This is a genomic window from Microbulbifer salipaludis, assembly GCF_017303155.1.
Lineage (GTDB): Bacteria > Pseudomonadota > Gammaproteobacteria > Pseudomonadales > Cellvibrionaceae > Microbulbifer > Microbulbifer salipaludis.
Window position 1 is genome coordinate 193,031 of the sequence record NZ_JAEKJR010000001.1, and the last position, 17,084, is coordinate 210,114.

Annotated in this window: 17 protein-coding genes; 8 read left to right on the top strand and 9 right to left on the bottom strand. The window is 60.3% G+C overall.

Going from position 1 to position 17,084, the window contains the following annotated elements:
- Positions 1 to 51 precede the first annotated feature (51 nt).
- The 6 genes from metW to JF535_RS00810 form a co-directional block, all read right to left on the bottom strand.
- The gene (gene metW / locus JF535_RS00785; RefSeq protein WP_207000084.1) at positions 52 to 642 is read right to left on the bottom strand and encodes a methionine biosynthesis protein MetW; all 591 of its coding nucleotides are present in this window, start codon (positions 640 to 642) and stop codon (positions 52 to 54) included.
- Positions 642 to 1,865: a homoserine O-succinyltransferase MetX gene (gene metX, locus JF535_RS00790; protein ID WP_206997984.1), complete on the bottom strand. Its 1,224-nt coding sequence runs from the start codon at positions 1,863 to 1,865 to the stop codon at positions 642 to 644. Before metX ends, metW begins: the two co-directional genes overlap by 1 nt.
- A gap of 212 nt (positions 1,866 to 2,077) precedes the next feature.
- Complete coding sequence (locus tag JF535_RS00795) at positions 2,078 to 4,045, bottom strand: dynamin family protein (RefSeq protein WP_206997986.1); 1,968 nt, start codon at positions 4,043 to 4,045, stop codon at positions 2,078 to 2,080.
- A gap of 262 nt (positions 4,046 to 4,307) precedes the next feature.
- Positions 4,308 to 4,913, bottom strand: a complete 606-nt coding sequence (locus JF535_RS00800) for a YggT family protein (RefSeq protein ID WP_206997988.1) — start codon at positions 4,911 to 4,913, stop codon at positions 4,308 to 4,310.
- Between the two features lie 23 nt (positions 4,914 to 4,936).
- The gene (gene proC, locus JF535_RS00805) at positions 4,937 to 5,764 is read right to left on the bottom strand and encodes a pyrroline-5-carboxylate reductase (protein WP_242523541.1); all 828 of its coding nucleotides are present in this window, start codon (positions 5,762 to 5,764) and stop codon (positions 4,937 to 4,939) included.
- 16 nt (positions 5,765 to 5,780) lie between these two features.
- Entirely contained in the window at positions 5,781 to 6,476 is a 696-nt protein-coding gene (locus JF535_RS00810) for a YggS family pyridoxal phosphate-dependent enzyme (RefSeq protein WP_206997990.1), read from the bottom strand.
- A gap of 85 nt (positions 6,477 to 6,561) precedes the next feature.
- Here JF535_RS00810 and JF535_RS00815 point away from each other — a divergent pair, with 85 nt between their 5' ends.
- The 4 genes from JF535_RS00815 to JF535_RS00830 all read left to right on the top strand — a co-directional run bounded on the left by JF535_RS00815 (position 6,562) and on the right by JF535_RS00830 (position 10,530).
- Complete coding sequence (locus JF535_RS00815) at positions 6,562 to 7,596, top strand: type IV pilus twitching motility protein PilT (RefSeq protein WP_206997992.1); 1,035 nt, start codon at positions 6,562 to 6,564, stop codon at positions 7,594 to 7,596.
- Between the two features lie 304 nt (positions 7,597 to 7,900).
- Positions 7,901 to 9,049, top strand: a complete 1,149-nt coding sequence (locus JF535_RS00820) for a PilT/PilU family type 4a pilus ATPase (protein WP_206997994.1) — start codon at positions 7,901 to 7,903, stop codon at positions 9,047 to 9,049.
- 101 nt (positions 9,050 to 9,150) lie between these two features.
- The gene (locus JF535_RS00825) at positions 9,151 to 9,897 is read left to right on the top strand and encodes an SDR family oxidoreductase (protein ID WP_206997997.1); all 747 of its coding nucleotides are present in this window, start codon (positions 9,151 to 9,153) and stop codon (positions 9,895 to 9,897) included.
- A gap of 15 nt (positions 9,898 to 9,912) precedes the next feature.
- Positions 9,913 to 10,530 (top strand): LysE family transporter, encoded by a 618-nt coding sequence (locus JF535_RS00830; protein WP_206997999.1) that lies wholly within the window; start codon positions 9,913 to 9,915, stop codon positions 10,528 to 10,530.
- A 12-nt stretch (positions 10,531 to 10,542) separates the two neighbouring features.
- Here the strand turns inward: JF535_RS00830 and JF535_RS00835 are convergent, their stop codons facing one another.
- Positions 10,543 to 11,301 (bottom strand): LytR/AlgR family response regulator transcription factor, encoded by a 759-nt coding sequence (locus tag JF535_RS00835; RefSeq protein ID WP_242523543.1) that lies wholly within the window; start codon positions 11,299 to 11,301, stop codon positions 10,543 to 10,545.
- Complete coding sequence (locus JF535_RS00840; protein WP_206998001.1) at positions 11,298 to 12,560, bottom strand: sensor histidine kinase; 1,263 nt, start codon at positions 12,558 to 12,560, stop codon at positions 11,298 to 11,300. Before JF535_RS00840 ends, JF535_RS00835 begins: the two co-directional genes overlap by 4 nt.
- Before the next feature lie 92 nt (positions 12,561 to 12,652).
- Between JF535_RS00840 and argH the strand changes: the two genes are divergently transcribed.
- On the top strand, positions 12,653 to 14,086 hold the full coding sequence (argH, locus tag JF535_RS00845) for an argininosuccinate lyase (RefSeq protein WP_206998003.1): 1,434 nt from the start codon (positions 12,653 to 12,655) through the stop codon (positions 14,084 to 14,086).
- A 64-nt stretch (positions 14,087 to 14,150) separates the two neighbouring features.
- Here argH and cyaY read toward each other — a convergent pair whose 3' ends face one another.
- On the bottom strand, positions 14,151 to 14,483 hold the full coding sequence (gene cyaY, locus JF535_RS00850; protein WP_206998005.1) for an iron donor protein CyaY: 333 nt from the start codon (positions 14,481 to 14,483) through the stop codon (positions 14,151 to 14,153).
- A gap of 147 nt (positions 14,484 to 14,630) precedes the next feature.
- Between cyaY and lptM the strand changes: the two genes are divergently transcribed.
- The 3 genes from lptM (at position 14,631) to dapF (ending at position 17,038) form a co-directional block, all read left to right on the top strand.
- Positions 14,631 to 14,855 (top strand): LPS translocon maturation chaperone LptM, encoded by a 225-nt coding sequence (gene lptM, locus JF535_RS00855; RefSeq protein ID WP_206998007.1) that lies wholly within the window; start codon positions 14,631 to 14,633, stop codon positions 14,853 to 14,855.
- The gene (gene lysA, locus JF535_RS00860; RefSeq protein WP_206998009.1) at positions 14,852 to 16,105 is read left to right on the top strand and encodes a diaminopimelate decarboxylase; all 1,254 of its coding nucleotides are present in this window, start codon (positions 14,852 to 14,854) and stop codon (positions 16,103 to 16,105) included. The genes lptM and lysA overlap by 4 nt, the downstream gene beginning before the upstream one ends.
- A 102-nt stretch (positions 16,106 to 16,207) precedes the next feature.
- Positions 16,208 to 17,038 (top strand): diaminopimelate epimerase, encoded by an 831-nt coding sequence (dapF, locus tag JF535_RS00865; RefSeq protein WP_206998011.1) that lies wholly within the window; start codon positions 16,208 to 16,210, stop codon positions 17,036 to 17,038.
- Positions 17,039 to 17,084: the final 46 nt, after the last annotated feature.

A 17,084-nucleotide genomic window follows, 5' to 3' on the forward strand; every position in this document is an offset into this window, starting at 1 on the left:
ACCGCCCCCTCCGTTTGAGGCGGCGCGTTTGACAACCATCTTCTTCTAATATTAGCGAGTCAGATGGTAAATCGCCGTTTCTCCAAAAAGATTCGGCAAAAAATCCTTCAAAACCCCGGAAACCGGCGACTCTGAGACTACCTGCCGGTGCAAGATTTGCCAGTGATGTTCGCGGCAGAGCACCTCAAAGTCTTTGAAAGTACAAAAGTGAATATTTGGCGTGTCGTACCATTCGTAGGGTAATAAGTCGGATACCGGCATACGCCCGGAAACCGCCAGGTGCCAGCGCGCTTTCCACTGGCCGAAGTTGGGAAAGGTAATAATGCACTCACGCCCCACGCGCAGCATTTCTTCCACCACCAGGTGTGGGAAACGCAGGGTCTGCAGGGCCTGGGTCATTACCACCGTATCAAAACTCTGGTCGGCGAAATTCTTCAGACCGTTGTCCAGGTTCTGCTCGACCACATTAACACCGCGTTCGATGCATTTCTGAATCTGGTCCGGGTCAATTTCCAGCCCGTATCCGTCCACCCGCTTCTCTTTACCCAGCCGGTCCAGCAGCGCGCCATCGCCACAGCCGAGGTCAAGTACCCGTGTGGCGGGCGCGATCCAGTTGTGGATGATATCCAGGTCCTGACGCATCATGCGGTCACCTCACGGGGCCCGGTGGCGTCCTGCTCGCGCGCAACATTATTCATATAGGCCGCAAATAGATTCTCGTAGCGTGCATTGGGCAACAGGAAAGCGTCGTGCCCCATGGGCGATTCCACTTCGGCATAGGTAACCGGGATATTGGCGTGCATCAGTGCATCGGCAATTTCCCGCGAGCGCTCCGGAGCGAAACGCCAGTCGGAGGTAAACGACACCAGCAGGAATTTGCAGCGTGCGTGGGAAAAGGCTTTTACCGGGTCGTCGTCGTATTCACGGGCCAGGTCAAAGTAATCCAGCGCGCGGGTCATCAAAATATAGGTATTGGGGTCGAAGCTGCTGGAAAAGGTATCACCCTGATAGCGCAGGTAACTCTGCACCTGGAACTCCACCAGCTCTTCCACACCCTGCTGAAAAGTACCGGAGCGCAGCTCGCGGCCAAATTTCTTGCCCAGCCCGTCATCCGACAGATAGGTGATGTGCCCGATCATGCGCGCCACGGCGAGGCCGTCACGGGGTAACGTGTTGTCTTCCAGATAGCGGCCGTCGCGGAAGTCCGGGTCGGACGTAATGGCCTGACGGGCTGTTTCGTTAAATGCGATATTCTGCGCAGACAATTTCATCGCCGACGCGATCACCACACAGTGGCGCAGACGCTCCGGGTACTCCAGCGCCCAGCGCATGGCCTGCATGCCACCAAGACTGCCACCCACCACGGCGGCCCACTGTTGAATGCCGAGATGGTCGGCCAGCTGTGCCTGACTGTGCACCCAGTCCCGCGCGCGCAGCGGCGGAAAATCGGGACCCCAGGGTTTGCCTGTTTGCGGATTGATGGAGGTCGGGCCAGTGGAGCCGTGGCAACCGCCAAGGTTGTTCAGCGCCACCACAAAAAACTGGTTGGTATCGATCGGTTTGCCGGGCCCGATATAGTGATCCCACCAGCCCGGGCGCTTGTCATTTTCACTGTGATACCCGGCGGCGTGGTGATGCCCGGAGAGTGCGTGGCAGATGAGCACGCCGTTGCTTTTGTCGGCGTTCAGGGTGCCGTAGGTTTCGTACACCAGGGTGTATTCGTCGAGCACACGCCCACAGGCCAATTTGAAAGGCCCGGGAAAGGTGTGGCTTTGCGGCTCGACAATGCCGACGGAGTTGGCTGGCAATCCTGCCGGCCTTCCTGATTGGGACGTTTGCGCTTCCGTGGTCAAAATCTTTCGCATGTGGTTATTGGGCGGGGCGCCAAGTTTACGAAAGCTGGGGGCGGGAGTACACCTGTTAGCTTTCGGTGGTGCCCCGCCGCCCTGCCACCGGGTACTGCTTCTCAAGACACGCCGTGAACCCATCCCTGGGGGCTCTGCACCGGCATCCCTGCCGGTGAAGGTCTTGAGAAGCAGTACCCGGCGTCAGGGCTACCCGCGTTACTTCGGAAGAATCAAGAGGTCACCGGCGCTTTTAACGGCGTGACATTATTCGCAACCGGCGCCGGTGGAATCGGCTGTGGCGCCGCCCGGGTCTGCTTCAACAGGTCTTCCAGGGCGCCCAACGCACTGTGGTTGCGCACCAGCTCTTCTTCCAGCGCGCGCAGGTCGGTGCGCTTGTTCTGAGTTTTCTGCTTCAGCTCCGTAAGCTTGATCAAATGCCGGTTCAGCAGGTGCTTCTGGTACTGCACATGCTGCTTGAGCGGCTCAAGTACACCGTCCAGCCAGCCATCCACTGAAGAAATCATCTGGCTGTACATACGGCCCACCTCGTTGGCCAGTGTGGCCACGAAGCGCTCGGTGAGACGATTGCGGCGCGCCAGCAGCAGCTGCGGCGAGCGGCGCAATTGCGCCGCCTGGCGGTGCAGGCCGCGCAGTGCCGCGCGGAAACCGGCGATATCAAAGTGCTGCTCAGCAGAGATGATATTACTCAGGGTGGAGCGATCGTAGATGGCATCCACCAGACGATTAGCCTGGTCCACCTCCCGCTCAAGGTTGGACAGCTGGTGCTCTACGCCCCCCATAAACCCATCGATCGCACGTGCGAGTCCCAGCGGAGACCAGCGCTCGTTCAGTGCGTGACGGGTTTCCTCGATCAACTGCTGCAGCTGCTGACTGGAAACCGGTGCCAGCAGAGATGCGCGCTGGCGGGCGAGCATGCGCTGGCTCGATTTCAGTGTCAGCAGCTCCTGGTGGCAATACTTGTGCTGCTGCTTGGCAGTGGCATGCAGCTGCTTCAGCTCGTCGATCTGCTCCGGGCTGGTGGCCCCCTGGCGCTGCAGGTGCTCCAGAGTCGCGCGGCCACTGTTGAGGCGGCGCTTCAGCAGATCACGGGTATCCGCCATCAGCGTCAGGGCCTGATGCAGCGAACGGTGGTTGGCCACCTTGTCGCGGTGTTCCATCAAACGCTGTACAAGCAGGCTTTCAAAATCGCCAAAGCAGCTCTGCTGCAGCAGCACCGGGTCGCGCTCCGCCCGCGCCAGCAGGGCTTTTTTCGCCGACACGCCCACCACGTTTTCCTGTGGCAGGTCCAGCAACTTGCTGACTTCCGCGCGCATCTTGCGCAGCATCTGATCGGCGTCTTCGTCGGGATCGTCCCACAGCACGTCGATTTTGTTTAGCAGTGCCATCACCGCGGTACCTCGGTGCTCTTTCAATGGCACCAGATGGGTTTCCCACATATTCAGGTCGGTGCCGCTGACACCGGCGTCTGCCGAGAGCAGGAAGGCAACGGCCTGCGCGCTGGGTAGCGTCGACAGCGTCAGTTCGGGCTCGTTGCCCAGGGCATTCAACCCAGGTGTATCGATAATGCGCAAGCCCTGGGCCAGCAGCGGGTGCGGCAAGGAAATCAGCGCGTAGCGCCAGGCGGGAATCTGTACCAGGTTGCCATTGCCGTCGAGGTGGCGACGATCAAACCCGTAACGGGCGGCCTCTTCCGGGGTCACCGCCTTGCTGGAGGCCACCTTCATCAGGGCATTGCGGGTGGCTTCGGCGTCTTCCGGATCGAAGTCAAAATTGACCCATTTCTGCGGGATGCGGCGGAAGCTTTCCAGGCTGGTATTGGTGGCGAGAGTCTCAATGGGCAGCAGGCGGACCGAAGCCTGTGCACTGCCATCACTGAAGATCTCGGTGGGGCACATGGTGGTACGCCCCGGGCGCGACGGCAACAGGCGCTTGCCGTAGGTGTGTGACAACAGCGCGTTGATCAGCTCGGTCTTGCCGCGGGAAAACTCCCCCACCAGCGCCACCGTAAACTGGTCTTCCACCAACAACTGACGCGCCTGCTGCACCACCTGGCGCGCACCAGCAGAATTGGGGAAATGCGCTTCAAGCCACTCATTAAAGCGGCTTAACTGGCCATCAAGCCCCTTTTTCCAACGATCGTAGTCGGCAATATGCTGGCGCAAGGTCACATCTTCCATGTTTTAGTGTTCTTATCGGTTACTACTAAAGAGTTACTGCGTACAGATTTCGCTGCCATTCTCCAGTAACCCGGCGCGAAGTTAAACCCCGCGCCCCGGTTTTCGCGAACTGGATAAAGCCGCAATCGAGAAATGAGAAAAGGAGCAATAGGCGCTGACAGGTTAGTCAACTAAATAGCTGGCAGAGGGGCGCTTGAAAACGTAGCGAGCGGGGCTGTGGTGGATTCGCCACAGCCCTGCGCAGTAGCTCTGCGGCGATTCATTAGAAGGGGATGTGCCAGAACAGGTTGTACACCAACTGCGGCATCTGCGCACTCTGCGCAAACCCCACCAGCAGCTTGTCCGCCACGGTGAGCAGGATAAACACAAAGATCGGGCTGATATCGATCACCCCCAGCGGCGGGATGATCTTGCGCACCGGCGCGTACACCGGCTCCAGTACCTGGCGCAGCAACATCAGCGCGGGGTGGGAGCTCTGCGGCGCAATCCAGCTGACCACAATGGAGATCAGCATACCCACAAACAGAATGGCAATCAGCGTCATCAACACCCCGAGCAGGGACCACAGCAGAGCGCTCAGGGGGTTCAGCAGGCCGGCGCCCGCGAGAAAGCCGGCACCAATAATCATCACCCAGCCCACCAGCAGGGCGAGCAGCAGGGAGGCCATATCGATGCCGAACAGGCCGGGCACGATCTTGCGCAGTGGGCGCAGGAACGGGTTGGTGACCTTGACGATGCCCTGGGAAATCGGATTGTAAAAATCCGCCCGACCTACCTGCAGCATAAAGCGCAGCAGCACCGCAAACAGAAACAGAATACCGATAGTGGCGAGAAGAAAGACGCCGATATTACTGAAGGTGTTGACCATCAAAAGTCCTTAATCACAATTCATTATTTGTCGAGCTCTTTCGCCATTTCCGCGGCGCGCGCCGCGCAATCGCCCATGGCCTGCGCCACCAGCTCCGGCAGGCCGCCCTCCTGGAAGCGCTTTACCGCCCGCTCGGTGGTACCGTTCGGTGACATGACATTGCGCTTTAACTGCGCCACATCCACATCCGCGGCCACCGCAAGTTTCGCCGCGCCCAGTGCGGTTTGCAAGGTAAGTCGCTCGGCATCGGCGCGATCCATGCCCGCCTTCTCTGCCGCGTCGATCATGGACTCCATAAACTGAAAGTAGTACGCGGGCCCGGAACCAGATACCGCGATCACCTGATCGATACCGGATTCCTGCTCCACCCACAGGGCAATACCCACCGCGTCGGCCATCTGGGTGGCAACGGACTTCTGCTCATCCGTCACCCCGTCGCCCGCATAGAGGCCAGTCACCCCGGTGCCAACCAGCGCCGGCGTGTTGGGCATGGCGCGAATGATCGGCACCCCGGCGCCCAGCCAGCGCTGGTAGGCTGCCAGCGGAATACCCGCGGCAAGCGTAATCACCAGCGGTTTGCGAGCGCTCACTTTTTCAGCGATCGATTCGCACAATTCTTTCATTACTTGCGGCTTTACGGACAGCACCACCACATCGGCATGCTCGATCGCCGCCAGGTTATCGGTGCTGCCGTGCACGCCAGTGCGGTCACAGAAGGCTTTCAGCTTTTCTTTGTCGCGGCCGGTGGCGACGATCTTGTCCGCCGGGTAGCCGCTGGCGACCATGCCGCCAATCACGGCACCCGCCATATTGCCGGCGCCACCAATAAAGACCATTTTTTGATCAGACATTTAAACCTCCACCAAACTATTTACGCGCGCCGAAAATATCGGTACCGATCCGCACGATGGTCGAGCCACTGAAGATCGCCGCTTCCATATCACCGGACATGCCCATCGACAGGGTATCCAGGGGCTGATCCGGCAACTGCGCCTTGAGATCTTCCAGCAAGCCAGCCAGCCGTATAAACGGGGTGCGCTGGTCCTCCGCCACACCGCGCGGTGCCGGAATCGCCATCAACCCGCGCAGTGCGAGGTTCGGCAGCGCCGCCACGGACGCCGCAAGCTCAGGCAGCTTCTCCACGCTGACACCGGATTTGCTGTCCTCTTCGTCGATATTCACCTGCAGGCATACGTTCAGCGGCGGCATCCCCGTGGGGCGCTGCTCCGACAGACGCCGTGCAATTTTTAGCCGCTCCACGGTATGCATCCAGTGAAAGTGCACTGCCACATCACGGGTCTTGTTCGACTGCAGGGGACCGATGAAGTGCCAGATGATGTCGCAATCCGCCAGCGCCTCCTGCTTGTCCAGCGCCTCCTGCAGGTAATTCTCACCAAAATGGCGCTGACCCGCGTCATACGCGACGCGCAGGTCCTCCGCCGGACGGGTTTTCGACACCGCCAGCAGGGTGACAGAATCGGCCCGCCGGTCACAACTGCGACAGGCTGTGACAATCCGCTCAGCGACGGAATTCAGGTTTTCGGGGATAGACCCTTTGCGCATATACTGGGACCCAACTTTTGCTTGGCGGGCATTCTATGCGCTCATTGCCGCCGCGTCATATACGAGAAGAATAAAGGTTAGCAGTATGGACATTACAGAACTCCTCGCCTTCAGCGCCAAACAGAACGCCTCGGACCTGCACCTCTCCGCCGGCCTGCCGCCGATGATCCGGGTCGATGGCGACGTACGCCGCATCAACCTGCCGCCGATGGAGCACAAGCAGGTGCACGGGCTGATCTACGAGATCATGAACGACAAGCAGCGCAAGGACTACGAAGAGTTCCTCGAGACCGACTTCTCCTTCGAGGTGCCCGGCGTGGCCCGCTTCCGTGTCAACGCGTTCAACCACAACCGCGGCGCCGGCGCTGTATTCCGGACCATTCCCTCCAAGGTACTGACCATGGAAGACCTGGGGATGGGCCAGGTGTTCAAGCAGATCTCCGATACGCCTCGCGGTCTGGTGCTGGTCACCGGACCCACCGGTTCCGGTAAGTCCACCAGCCTCGCGGCGATGATCGACTACATCAACGATAACAAGTACGAGCACATCCTCACCGTCGAAGACCCGATCGAATTCGTGCACGAATCCAAGAAGTGCCTGGTGAACCAGCGGGAAGTGCACCGCGACACCCACGGCTTCTCCGAAGCCCTGCGCTCCGCCCTGCGTGAAGACCCGGACATCATCCTCGTGGGTGAGATGCGTGACCTCGAAACCATCCGCTTGGCGCTGACCGCCGCGGAAACCGGCCACCTGGTATTCGGCACCCTGCACACCACCTCCGCCGCCAAGACCATCGACCGTGTTGTCGACGTCTTCCCCGCGGAAGAAAAATCCATGGTGCGCTCCATGCTGTCGGAATCCCTGCAGGCGGTCATCTCGCAAACCCTGCTCAAGCGCAACGGCGGCGGTCGTGTCGCCGCCCACGAGATTATGCGCGGCACCCCGGCCATCCGTAACCTGATTCGCGAAGACAAGATCGCGCAGATGTACTCCGCCATCCAGACCGGTGCCAACGTGGGCATGCAGACCATGGACCAGTGCCTGCAGGACCTGGTGGAAAAACGCATCATCAGCCGCGAAACAGCGCGCGAGAAGGCAAAGATGCCAGAGAATTTTTAATAAGATCGAACACTCCCGATACCGTAGGGTGGATAAGCGAGAGCGCATCCACCATTGAACACGGCGGGATTTTGGTGGATGCGCTGCGCTTATCCACCCTACAAAACTAGATCCCGTACCGGATCAAGTCCGGCATGACGAGACCGGGATGACGCACCCCCGTCTTCCCGGACTCGATCCGGGACCCAGTGCTACGAAGTAAGACTACTTGCGAAGTAGCAATGTAAAAATCGAAGGCTAGGTGCCGGGTGCCTGGCCGCCACAGAACTTGCACAAGAACAAATACCCCAGGCGGTAAATAAAAATGGAAATCGAACGACTCCTACAACTGGTCACCGAAAAAGGCGCCTCCGACCTGTTCATCACTGCCGGCGTACCCGCGTCCATAAAACTGCACGGCAAAATCGTGCCCGTCAGCACCTCCCCGCTGACCCCGGAAAAAGCCCGGGAAATGGTCGTCGGCATCATGAATGATCGCCAGAAAAAAGAATTCGCCGAAACCAAAGAGCTCAACTTCGCCATCTCCGTGCGCAACGTCGGCCGCTTCCGGGTATCCGCCTTCTTCCAGCGCAACCTCGTGGGCATGGTACTGCGTCGCATCGAAACCAAAATCCCCACCATTGACGGACTCGGCCTGCCAGAACAGCTCAAAGAACTGGCCATGACCAAGCGCGGCCTGATCATATTCGTGGGCGCAACCGGCACCGGTAAATCCACCTCGCTGGCCTCGATGATCGGCCACCGCAACGAAAACTCGAAGGGTCACATCATCTCCATCGAAGACCCCATCGAATTCATCCACCAGCACCGCGGCTGCATCGTCACCCAGCGGGAAGTGGGCCTCGACACCGAATCGTTTGAGACCGCGCTGAAAAACACCCTGCGTCAGGCCCCCGACGTCATCCTCATTGGTGAGGTGCGTTCGCGGGAAACCATGGACCACGCCATCGCCTTCGCCGAAACCGGCCACCTGTGCCTGTGCACCCTGCACGCCAACAACGCCAACCAGGCACTCGACCGCATCATCCACTTCTTCCCCGCAGATCGTCACCAGCAGCTGTGGATGGACCTGTCACTGAACCTGCAGGCCATGGTCGCCCAGCAGCTGGTGCCAACCCCGGATGGCGACGGCCGCCGCGCCTGTCTCGAAATCATGATTAACACCCCGCTCATGTCGGACCTTATCCGCAAGGGCGAGGTACACAAAATGAAGGAGCTGATGAAGCGCTCCAATGAGCAGGGTATGCAGACCTTCGACCAGGCCCTGTACGAACTCTACGACCGCGGCGAAATCACCTACGAAGACGCCCTCGCCCACGCCGACTCCGCCAACGACCTGCGCCTGATGATCAAGCTCAAGTCCGAATCCGACGCCGAGTACCTCAGCAGCGCCGCCGATGAACTGAGTCTCGCCAGCGATAGCGATACCGGCGGCGGCCCACAGATTTATTGATCTGGCCATTTGTGGAGCCTGCTTTCGGGACAGGTTCCACTTGGAAGCGGTTTGCCTGCAACAGGCCGAGGTCAACCGCCCCCTCAGAAAGGATGCGCGCATTGAGACCGATTGCATTGATCACTGGCGGCAGTCGTGGCATTGGTGCAGCCACAGCAATCTTGCTCGCGGAGCAGGGTTACGACATCTGTATCAGCTACCGCGAAAGGTCCGCCGAGGCGGATAAGATCGCCGAGGCATGTGAAGCCTTTGACGTAGAAGCGATCGCGGTGCAGGCCGACATTTCCCGCGAAGAAGACATCGAACGACTATTCAGCGAGCTCGACAAACGCCAAGGCAGCCTGAATGCACTTGTGAATAATGCCGGCATGCTGATGCCGCAGACCCGCGTAGAAAACTTATCCGCTGGGCGCATCAACAAAATTCTGCAAACCAACGTCACCGGCACCTTACTCTGTTGCCGCGAAGCCGTCCGGCGTATGTCGACAGAACATGGAGGCAATGGTGGCGCTATCATCAATGTGTCTTCTGGCGCAGCCCGCAGTGGTTCGCCCAATGAGTATGTCGACTACGCGGCAAGCAAGGGCGCGGTCGACACACTGACCATCGGTCTCAGTAAGGAAGTCGCGCGGGAAGGCATTCGTGTGAACGGTGTTCGCCCCGGTTTTATCTACACGGAAATGCACGCAGATGGCGGAGAGCCGGATCGGGTGGAGCGCTTGAAGTCAGCTATCCCCCTCGGGCGTGGCGGTTACGATCGCGAAGTTGCGCAAGCAATTGCCTGGCTAATTAGTGACAAAGCTTCATTTTCCACAGGCACGTTTATCGATATTTCCGGCGGCCTTTAAAGTACGGATAATTCAGTGAATTTAATCAACTCCCTCGCCCTTTTCAGCGCAATGGTCGTTCTGGCTGCCATTCCCGGCCCGGGCACCTTCGCGGTAATGGCGCGCGCTGCCGGTGGAGGAATGTTGCACGGGGCGGTGGCGTCCGTGGGCATTGTGCTGGGAGACTACGTGTTTATTGCGCTGTGTCTTTCCGGACTCGCCTATGTGGCAGATGTGATGGGCGGCGCCTTTGTTGTCATCAAGTATCTGGGTGCAGCCTATCTGATCTGGCTCGGTATCAGCCTGCTCCGGGCGCGGGGCAGTCGCGCCGAAATTACCCAGGGTGCAAAAAAATCACTGGCCTCCAGCCTGCTGTTGGGGCTGACGACGACCCTCGGCAATCCTAAAGCGATCCTGTTTTATCTCAGTTTTTTTCCCGCATTTCTGCCACTCGGCAGCATCACCGCTATTGATACGCTTATTATTTTTGCGGTCGTCACGATCGCAGTGGTGGGTGTGATGCTGATGTACGCCTGGGCGACGGTGCACACGCGCAAGCTGCTACAGAATCGCAAGGAAAGCAGAGTGCTTAATCTGCTCGGCGGGAGTCTATTGATTGGCAGTGGAGTGTGGATGGCGGCACGCAGTGCCTAGGGCGAACAAACTTCACGCCATTTCTGTAAGCAGGGATTTCACACCGGCCAGCAATCGCCGTGATACCGGCGGCACCTGTGCACAACCACTCAGGGTGACACCGTAACCGTCGCCGGATTTTTTCAGGCCGGTAATAAATTCCCGCGCCACAATCGCACTGCGATGCACCCGCACAAAGCGCTCACCGAATTCCGCCTCAAGTTCCTTCAGTGATTCATCCAGCACCGTTTCGCCGCCGCTATGGTGGGCGATGACGTACTTGTCTTCGGCGATAAAACAGCGGATATCGTCGACGTTCAGTAACTGCACGCCGCGGCGACTTACCGCCTTGATCTGGCGGCGGCCGCGGATGCTTTGCGAATCATCGGAACGGGTCTGCAGTAACTGGGGCTTGCTCAGTCTTCGCGCCTGGGCAATCGCCTGTGCCAGTTGTTCCAAACTGACGGGCTTGAGCAGGTAACCCGATGGAGCAACCGCAAAGGCAGGGAGCGCAAACTCGTCGTGGGCGGTGCAGAATATAATCGCAGGCGGGTTGGGTCGGTTGGTGATTTGGGTGGCGAGTTGGAGCCCGTTTTCTCCGGGCATTTCGATATCCAGTAACAACAAGTCCGGGTCGAGTGAATCCAGCTGTTGTAACGCGCTTTCCCCATCGGCAGCTTCTCCAAGCAGTTGGCAACCATCTATAGACTGCAACTGTCGGGCCAACCTGGCCCGCGCCAGCGGCTCGTCGTCGACGATCAGCACTCCCAGGGGGCGTTCGGTAGCGCTCATTGACCTACCTCTTTCGCGACGCCAGCTGAGTGTGCTGCCACTGGCTCAGTTGTTCTGGTTTGCGTATTGGCATTCAGCGGCAAACGTATTTCTACGCGGTACTCTGTACCGTGCTCGCCATCGCACGGTTGTGCGGAGAAGCGGAAACGGTCGCCGTAAAATGCACTGAGACGTTGGCGAATATTTTCCATCGCCATGCCGTTACCCACATGCGTATTCGACAGGTGGCGCTCGTAAGTCCCAGTTTTTATTTCGCAATCTGCAACAGGGTTATGAATCGACAATAGCAGTTCACTTGTGCCGCTGCCAATGAATTTTTTATGGGTAACCGGGACTTCACGAATGCCGATTTTGATCGTACCGCCGTGACGTAAACGGGCGATGCCATGCAGCACCGCATTTTCCAGCAGGGGCTGCAGCAACATGGATGGCAATGTAGCACCGGCCGGGAGATTGTCGATCTGCCACTCTTGTTGCAAACGGGATCCGAGGCGCAGGGACTCAATTTCCATGTAACGCTTTGCCAGCGCAATTTCCTGCTCCAGCGGCACCAGCTTCGAGTCCGCCAGCGATGCGCGAAACAGGGCCGAAAGATCTTCCACCAGTTTTTCCGCGCGCTCCGCATCCACCGCGATCAGGCTCGCCAGGCTGTTCATACTGTTAAACAGAAAATGCGGACGAATACGCGACTGCAGCGCTTCGATACGCGCCCCCAGCTCCGCCTGCTGCTGGTTGTGCCATTGCTGCTGCACATAGGCGTAGCGCAGCACCACGCCCGCGCAAATCGCACCCACCAGGAAGTTGGCCAGCAGGGACCAGTAGTCGATGGGCGCACCCGCCATGTCCGCACTCCACCAGTGCTGCGCCAGCAGCACAACGGCGAGCACCGCGAGCACCGTGGAATAGCTGAGCGCTGCGGCCACCTTGTGAGACAGGCGGGCCAAGCGGGGCCGCAGGCGGCAGAGGATCGCGGCGGACGGCAGAATGGCCCACAGCACGGTGAGCGACACCAGGCCCAGGCGCTGCCAGTTGAAAGGATTGAGGCCATCGCTGGCCAGCACCAGTACCAGCGCCAGCAGCTCGCCCATCAGAACCAGTGCGGCCACACCGGTCACACTGCACAGGTCGGGAAGGAAGGGCGCCGGGGCTTCGGCGTCGTGGCGAGGAGGCACACGCGCAGAATCTTTGCCTTCGGGGGCAATTTCGCGAATTTGCTGCGCTATAATGCCCGCCGCTTGCGCGGGCCGGGAAGATGTCATACCACGTTATCTTTATTCTGTGTCCGTCCAAGGAAGATACCGCCATCCCGGGTGGACTTCCATATCCCAACCCATATTCGACCAGAGGCAGCATGAGCAACGATAACTCCTCCGCAAACACCGCACAGAGCTCTACCGCCAACCCCGCAGCCAAGCTGTGGGGTGGCCGCTTCAGTGAAGCCACCGATGCGTTCGTGGAGCGCTTCACTGCCTCGGTGATGTTCGACCAGCGCATGGCCCTGGAAGACATCCAGGGCTCCCTGGCCCACGCGCAGATGCTGTCGGAAGTGGGTGTTTTGACGGAAGACGAGTTCCAGCAGATCGAAGGCGGCCTCAGGGACATCGCCGAGGAGATCAAGGCCGGCACATTCCCCTGGTCGGTGGCACTGGAAGATGTGCACATGAATATCGAGGCGCGCCTCACCGACCGCATCGGCGCTACCGGCAAGAAGCTGCACACCGGCCGTTCGCGCAACGACCAGGTGGCGACCGACATCCGCCTGTGGCTGCGCAACCGCATCGACCTGATTGCCGGCGAACTGACCCGGCTGCAGACCGGCCTGGTGGATCTGGCTGAAAAAGAAGCCGATACCATCATGCCCGGCTTCACTCACCTGCAGTCCGCGCAGCCGGTCACCTTCGGCCACCACCTGCTGGCCTGGAACGAGATGCTCACCCGCGATTTTGATCGCCTGATGGACTGCCGCAAGCGGGTCAACCGCTCGCCGCTGGGTGCGGCTGCCCTGGCCGGCACCAGCTACCCGATCAACCGCGCGCGCACCGCCGAACTGCTGGGTTTCGACGCCCCCACCGAGAACTCCCTGGATTCTGTGAGCGATCGCGACTTCGCCATCGAATTCTGCGCGTTCAGTGCCCTGCTGCTCACGCACCTGTCTCGCGCCAGTGAAGAACTGGTGCTGTGGACCTCCAGCCAGTTCGACTTTATCGACCTGCCAGATCGTTTCTGCACCGGCTCCTCCATCATGCCGCAGAAGAAAAACCCGGACGTACCGGAACTGGTGCGCGGCAAGACCGGGCGCGTCAACGGCCACCTGATCGCCCTGCTGACCCTGATGAAAAGCCAGCCGCTGGCCTACAACAAGGACAACCAGGAAGACAAGGAGCCGCTGTTCGACGCCGCCGACACCGTGCTCGACTGCCTGCGCGCCTTTGCCGATATGGCACCGGCCCTGAAGCCGAAAAAAGAAAATATGCTCGCCGCTGCCGGCAAGGGTTTCTCCACCGCCACCGACCTCGCCGATTACCTGGTGCGCAAGGGCGTGGCCTTCCGCGATGCCCACGAGATCGTCGGCCAGTCTGTGGCGTTTGCCATCGACAAGGAGTGCGACCTGGCGGATTTGAGCCTGGCGGAGCTGCAGAAATTTTCCGATGTGATTGGCGACGATGTATTCGACGTGCTGACTCTGGAAGGCTCCGTCGCCGCCCGCGATCATATCGGCGGCACCGCGCCCAATCAGGTGCGTGCGGCCTGTGCGCGGGCGCGCGCCTTGATCACTTCGCGATAGGCCGGTGAAAAATAGGTAGGCAATAAAAAAGCGGGCGCCTGGCCCGCTTTTTTTGTGGGCGCGTTTACAGCCCGAGGGACACCGGCGCTCCCTGCTGCTCGCTCAACACCCGATCCAGCAGCGTCGGCAGATCCTCACCGGTAGTGGAGCAAAGCCAGCCAGGGTTCTTAAAACTCAGGTGATAGCCGCCGGAGCGCGCCGCCACCCACAGCTCCTGCACCGCACTCTGGCGCGACAGAATCACCTGGGTGCCGTTGTCTTCCAGGGTAATCGTCAGCACCGAATCCGCGCGCTCGTAATCCATATCCACATCGCACTCGTCGAGCGCGTCCTCGACGGCAATCAGGGTTTCTTCGATCGCGGCGTTATAGGCGGTTTGGGAGGCGGCCTGGGTCATAATGCGGTTACTTTTGTTACTGTGTTGCTAAGGGATGAGGATCGCTATACTAGCAGGCTTTTCCGGTCTTCTCGTCCCGCTTGAACGCGGCCGGTACAGTCCCGGTACTCATCGGGTACTCTTTAGGTAATAGCCAGGTAAAAGCCCATGCGCACTCCCCTGATTTCACTGGTCGCCCTCGCCGCCGTCAGCCTGGTGTTGAGCGCCTGTGGCCAGAAGGGCCCACTCTACCTGCCCCAGGACCCGGCGGCGCCTGCCGCGCGCAGCGCAGTCCAGCCGGGTAGCGTCGACGCCCAGCAAAGCACCCGGACGGAAGAAAAGACCGAACAACAGACCGAGCAACACACGGAAGCGGAAGCAGTCTCCAAATGAACGAATTTTCCTACCAGCAGGGAAGCCTGTGGGCTGAGGGCGTCAGCCTGGAACAGATTGCCGAACAATTCGGCACCCCCACCTACGTCTACAGCCGCGCCCACTACGAGCGCCAGTATCAGGCCTATGCCGATGCACTGGGCGATCACCCGGGGTTGATCTGTTATGCCATCAAGGCCAACAGCAACCTCGGCATCCTGTCGGTGCTGGCGCAACTGGGCGCGGGTTTCGATATCGTCTCCGCCGGTGAGCTTGAGCGCGTCCTCATGGCCGGCGGCGACCCGGCCAAGGTGGTGTTTTCCGGGGTCGGCAAGACCGCCGATGAAATGCGCCGTGCGCTGTCCGTGGGCGTGCACTGTTTCAACGTGGAGTCCGAGGGCGAGCTGGACCGCCTGGAAGCGGTCGCCGCCGAGATGGGCGTGACCGCGCCGGTGTCCCTGCGGGTGAATCCGGACGTGGATGCCAAGACCCACCCGTATATTTCCACCGGCCTGAAGGAAAACAAATTCGGTATCGCCATCGAGCGCGCCCGCGCTGTGTACGCGCGCATCGCCGATTCCCAGAGTCTGAAGGCCGTGGGTGTGGATTGCCACATTGGCTCCCAGCTCACCGAAATCTCCCCCTTCCTCGACGCCCTCGACCGCCTGCTGGTGCTGATCGACGAACTGGCCGAGGACGGCACCACCCTGAAGCACCTGGACCTGGGCGGCGGACTCGGGGTTCGCTACCGCGGTGAAGAACCGCCGGAAGTGAGCGACTACCTGGGTGCGGTAAAAGAAAAACTGGCCGGCCGCGACCTGGCGCTGGTGCTGGAGCCCGGGCGTTCCATCGCCGCCAACGGTGGCGCCCTGCTGACCCGGGTGGAATACCTCAAGCGCACCGACGAGCACAACTTTGCCATCGTCGATGCCGCCATGAACGACAACCTGCGCCCGGCCCTGTACCAGGCCTGGCAGGATATCGTCGCCGTTACCCCGTCCAATGCCACCGCCGAGAGCTGGGACATTGTCGGCCCGGTGTGCGAGACCGGCGACTTCCTCGGCAAACATCGCCCGCTGGCGCTGGAACAGGGACAACTGCTGGCGATGCTGTCCGCCGGCGCGTATGGTTTTACCATGAGCTCCAACTACAACTCCCGCGCTCGCGCCGCAGAAGTTCTTGTGGACGGCGACAAAACCTACCTGGTACGGGCGCGGGAAACCCTCGCGGACCTGGTGCGCGGTGAGACGACGGTACCGGCCAGGGATTGAGCCCGGGTGGTGGATGCGCTTTGCTTATCCACCCTACGGGATGACTGTAGATAGAATGTTGGGTGGATAGGCGCATGCGCATCCACCGTCAAGAGAATCAGAATGCGGCTTAAATTCACCAAAATGCACGGCCTCGGCAATGACTTTGTCATGGTCGACGGCATCACCCAACGGGTGAAGCTGTCACCGGAAAAAGTCCGCCAGATCGCCGACCGCCACACCGGCATCGGGTGCGATCAGCTGTTGCTGGTGGAAGCACCGCGCAACCCTGACGTCGATTTCCGCTACCGCATCTACAACGCCGACGGCAGCGAAGTGGAAAACTGCGGCAACGGTGCCCGCTGTTTCGCACGCTTTGTGCGCGACCGCCGCCTGACCAGCAAGGACCAGATCCTGGTGGAGACCGCCGCCGGTATTCTCCAACTGAAGGTGCAGGAGAAAGAGCAGGTCAGTGTGGATATGGGCGAACCGGTGCTGCAACCGGGAGAAATTCCCTTTCAGGCGGACATCCAGGCGGAAACCTACCCGCTGGAAGTGGACGGCGAGGTGTACAACGTGGGCGCAGTGTCCATGGGCAACCCCCACGCGGTGCTGCTGGTAGACGATGTGCTGAAGGCGCCAGTGGAATCCCTGGGACCTGCCATCGAGTGCCACCCGCGCTTTCCCGCCCGGGTGAATGTTGGCTTCCTGCAGATCGAGGCGCGCGACCGGGCGCGCCTGCGGGTCTTCGAGCGCGGTGTGGGCGAGACCCGCGCCTGTGGCACCGGCGCCTGCGCCGCCATGGTCTCCGCGCGCCTGCGCGGCCTGGTGGACGAAGAAGTCCAGATCACCCTACCCGGCGGCACCCTGACGATCCACTGGCCCGGGCCGGGCGAGCCGGTTACCATGACCGGGCCCACCGCGGCGGTATATCACGGACAGATAGTACTCTGAACACGGCCCGGTATCGGCGATACCGGCCACGACCGATCACAGCGAA

What these genes read in the sequence shown, in the direction of transcription:
- metW (WP_207000084.1), bottom strand. Translation starts at nt 642, where the DNA reads ATGCGTCAGGACCTGGATATCATCCACAACTGGATCGCGCCCGCCACA.
- argH (WP_206998003.1), top strand. Translation starts at nt 12,653, where the DNA reads ATGAGCAACGATAACTCCTCCGCAAACACCGCACAGAGCTCTACCGCC.
- JF535_RS00810 (WP_206997990.1), bottom strand. Translation starts at nt 6,476, where the DNA reads ATGCGCAAAGGGTCTATCCCCGAAAACCTGAATTCCGTCGCTGAGCGG.
- dapF (WP_206998011.1), top strand. Translation starts at nt 16,208, where the DNA reads ATGCGGCTTAAATTCACCAAAATGCACGGCCTCGGCAATGACTTTGTC.
- JF535_RS00815 (WP_206997992.1), top strand. Translation starts at nt 6,562, where the DNA reads ATGGACATTACAGAACTCCTCGCCTTCAGCGCCAAACAGAACGCCTCG.
- JF535_RS00800 (WP_206997988.1), bottom strand. Translation starts at nt 4,913, where the DNA reads ATGGTCAACACCTTCAGTAATATCGGCGTCTTTCTTCTCGCCACTATC.
- JF535_RS00835 (WP_242523543.1), bottom strand. Translation starts at nt 11,301, where the DNA reads ATGAGCGCTACCGAACGCCCCCTGGGAGTGCTGATCGTCGACGACGAG.
- JF535_RS00820 (WP_206997994.1), top strand. Translation starts at nt 7,901, where the DNA reads ATGGAAATCGAACGACTCCTACAACTGGTCACCGAAAAAGGCGCCTCC.
- metX (WP_206997984.1), bottom strand. Translation starts at nt 1,865, where the DNA reads ATGCGAAAGATTTTGACCACGGAAGCGCAAACGTCCCAATCAGGAAGG.
- proC (WP_242523541.1), bottom strand. Translation starts at nt 5,764, where the DNA reads ATGTCTGATCAAAAAATGGTCTTTATTGGTGGCGCCGGCAATATGGCG.
- cyaY (WP_206998005.1), bottom strand. Translation starts at nt 14,483, where the DNA reads ATGACCCAGGCCGCCTCCCAAACCGCCTATAACGCCGCGATCGAAGAA.
- JF535_RS00840 (WP_206998001.1), bottom strand. Translation starts at nt 12,560, where the DNA reads ATGACATCTTCCCGGCCCGCGCAAGCGGCGGGCATTATAGCGCAGCAA.
- lptM (WP_206998007.1), top strand. Translation starts at nt 14,631, where the DNA reads ATGCGCACTCCCCTGATTTCACTGGTCGCCCTCGCCGCCGTCAGCCTG.
- JF535_RS00795 (WP_206997986.1), bottom strand. Translation starts at nt 4,045, where the DNA reads ATGGAAGATGTGACCTTGCGCCAGCATATTGCCGACTACGATCGTTGG.
- lysA (WP_206998009.1), top strand. Translation starts at nt 14,852, where the DNA reads ATGAACGAATTTTCCTACCAGCAGGGAAGCCTGTGGGCTGAGGGCGTC.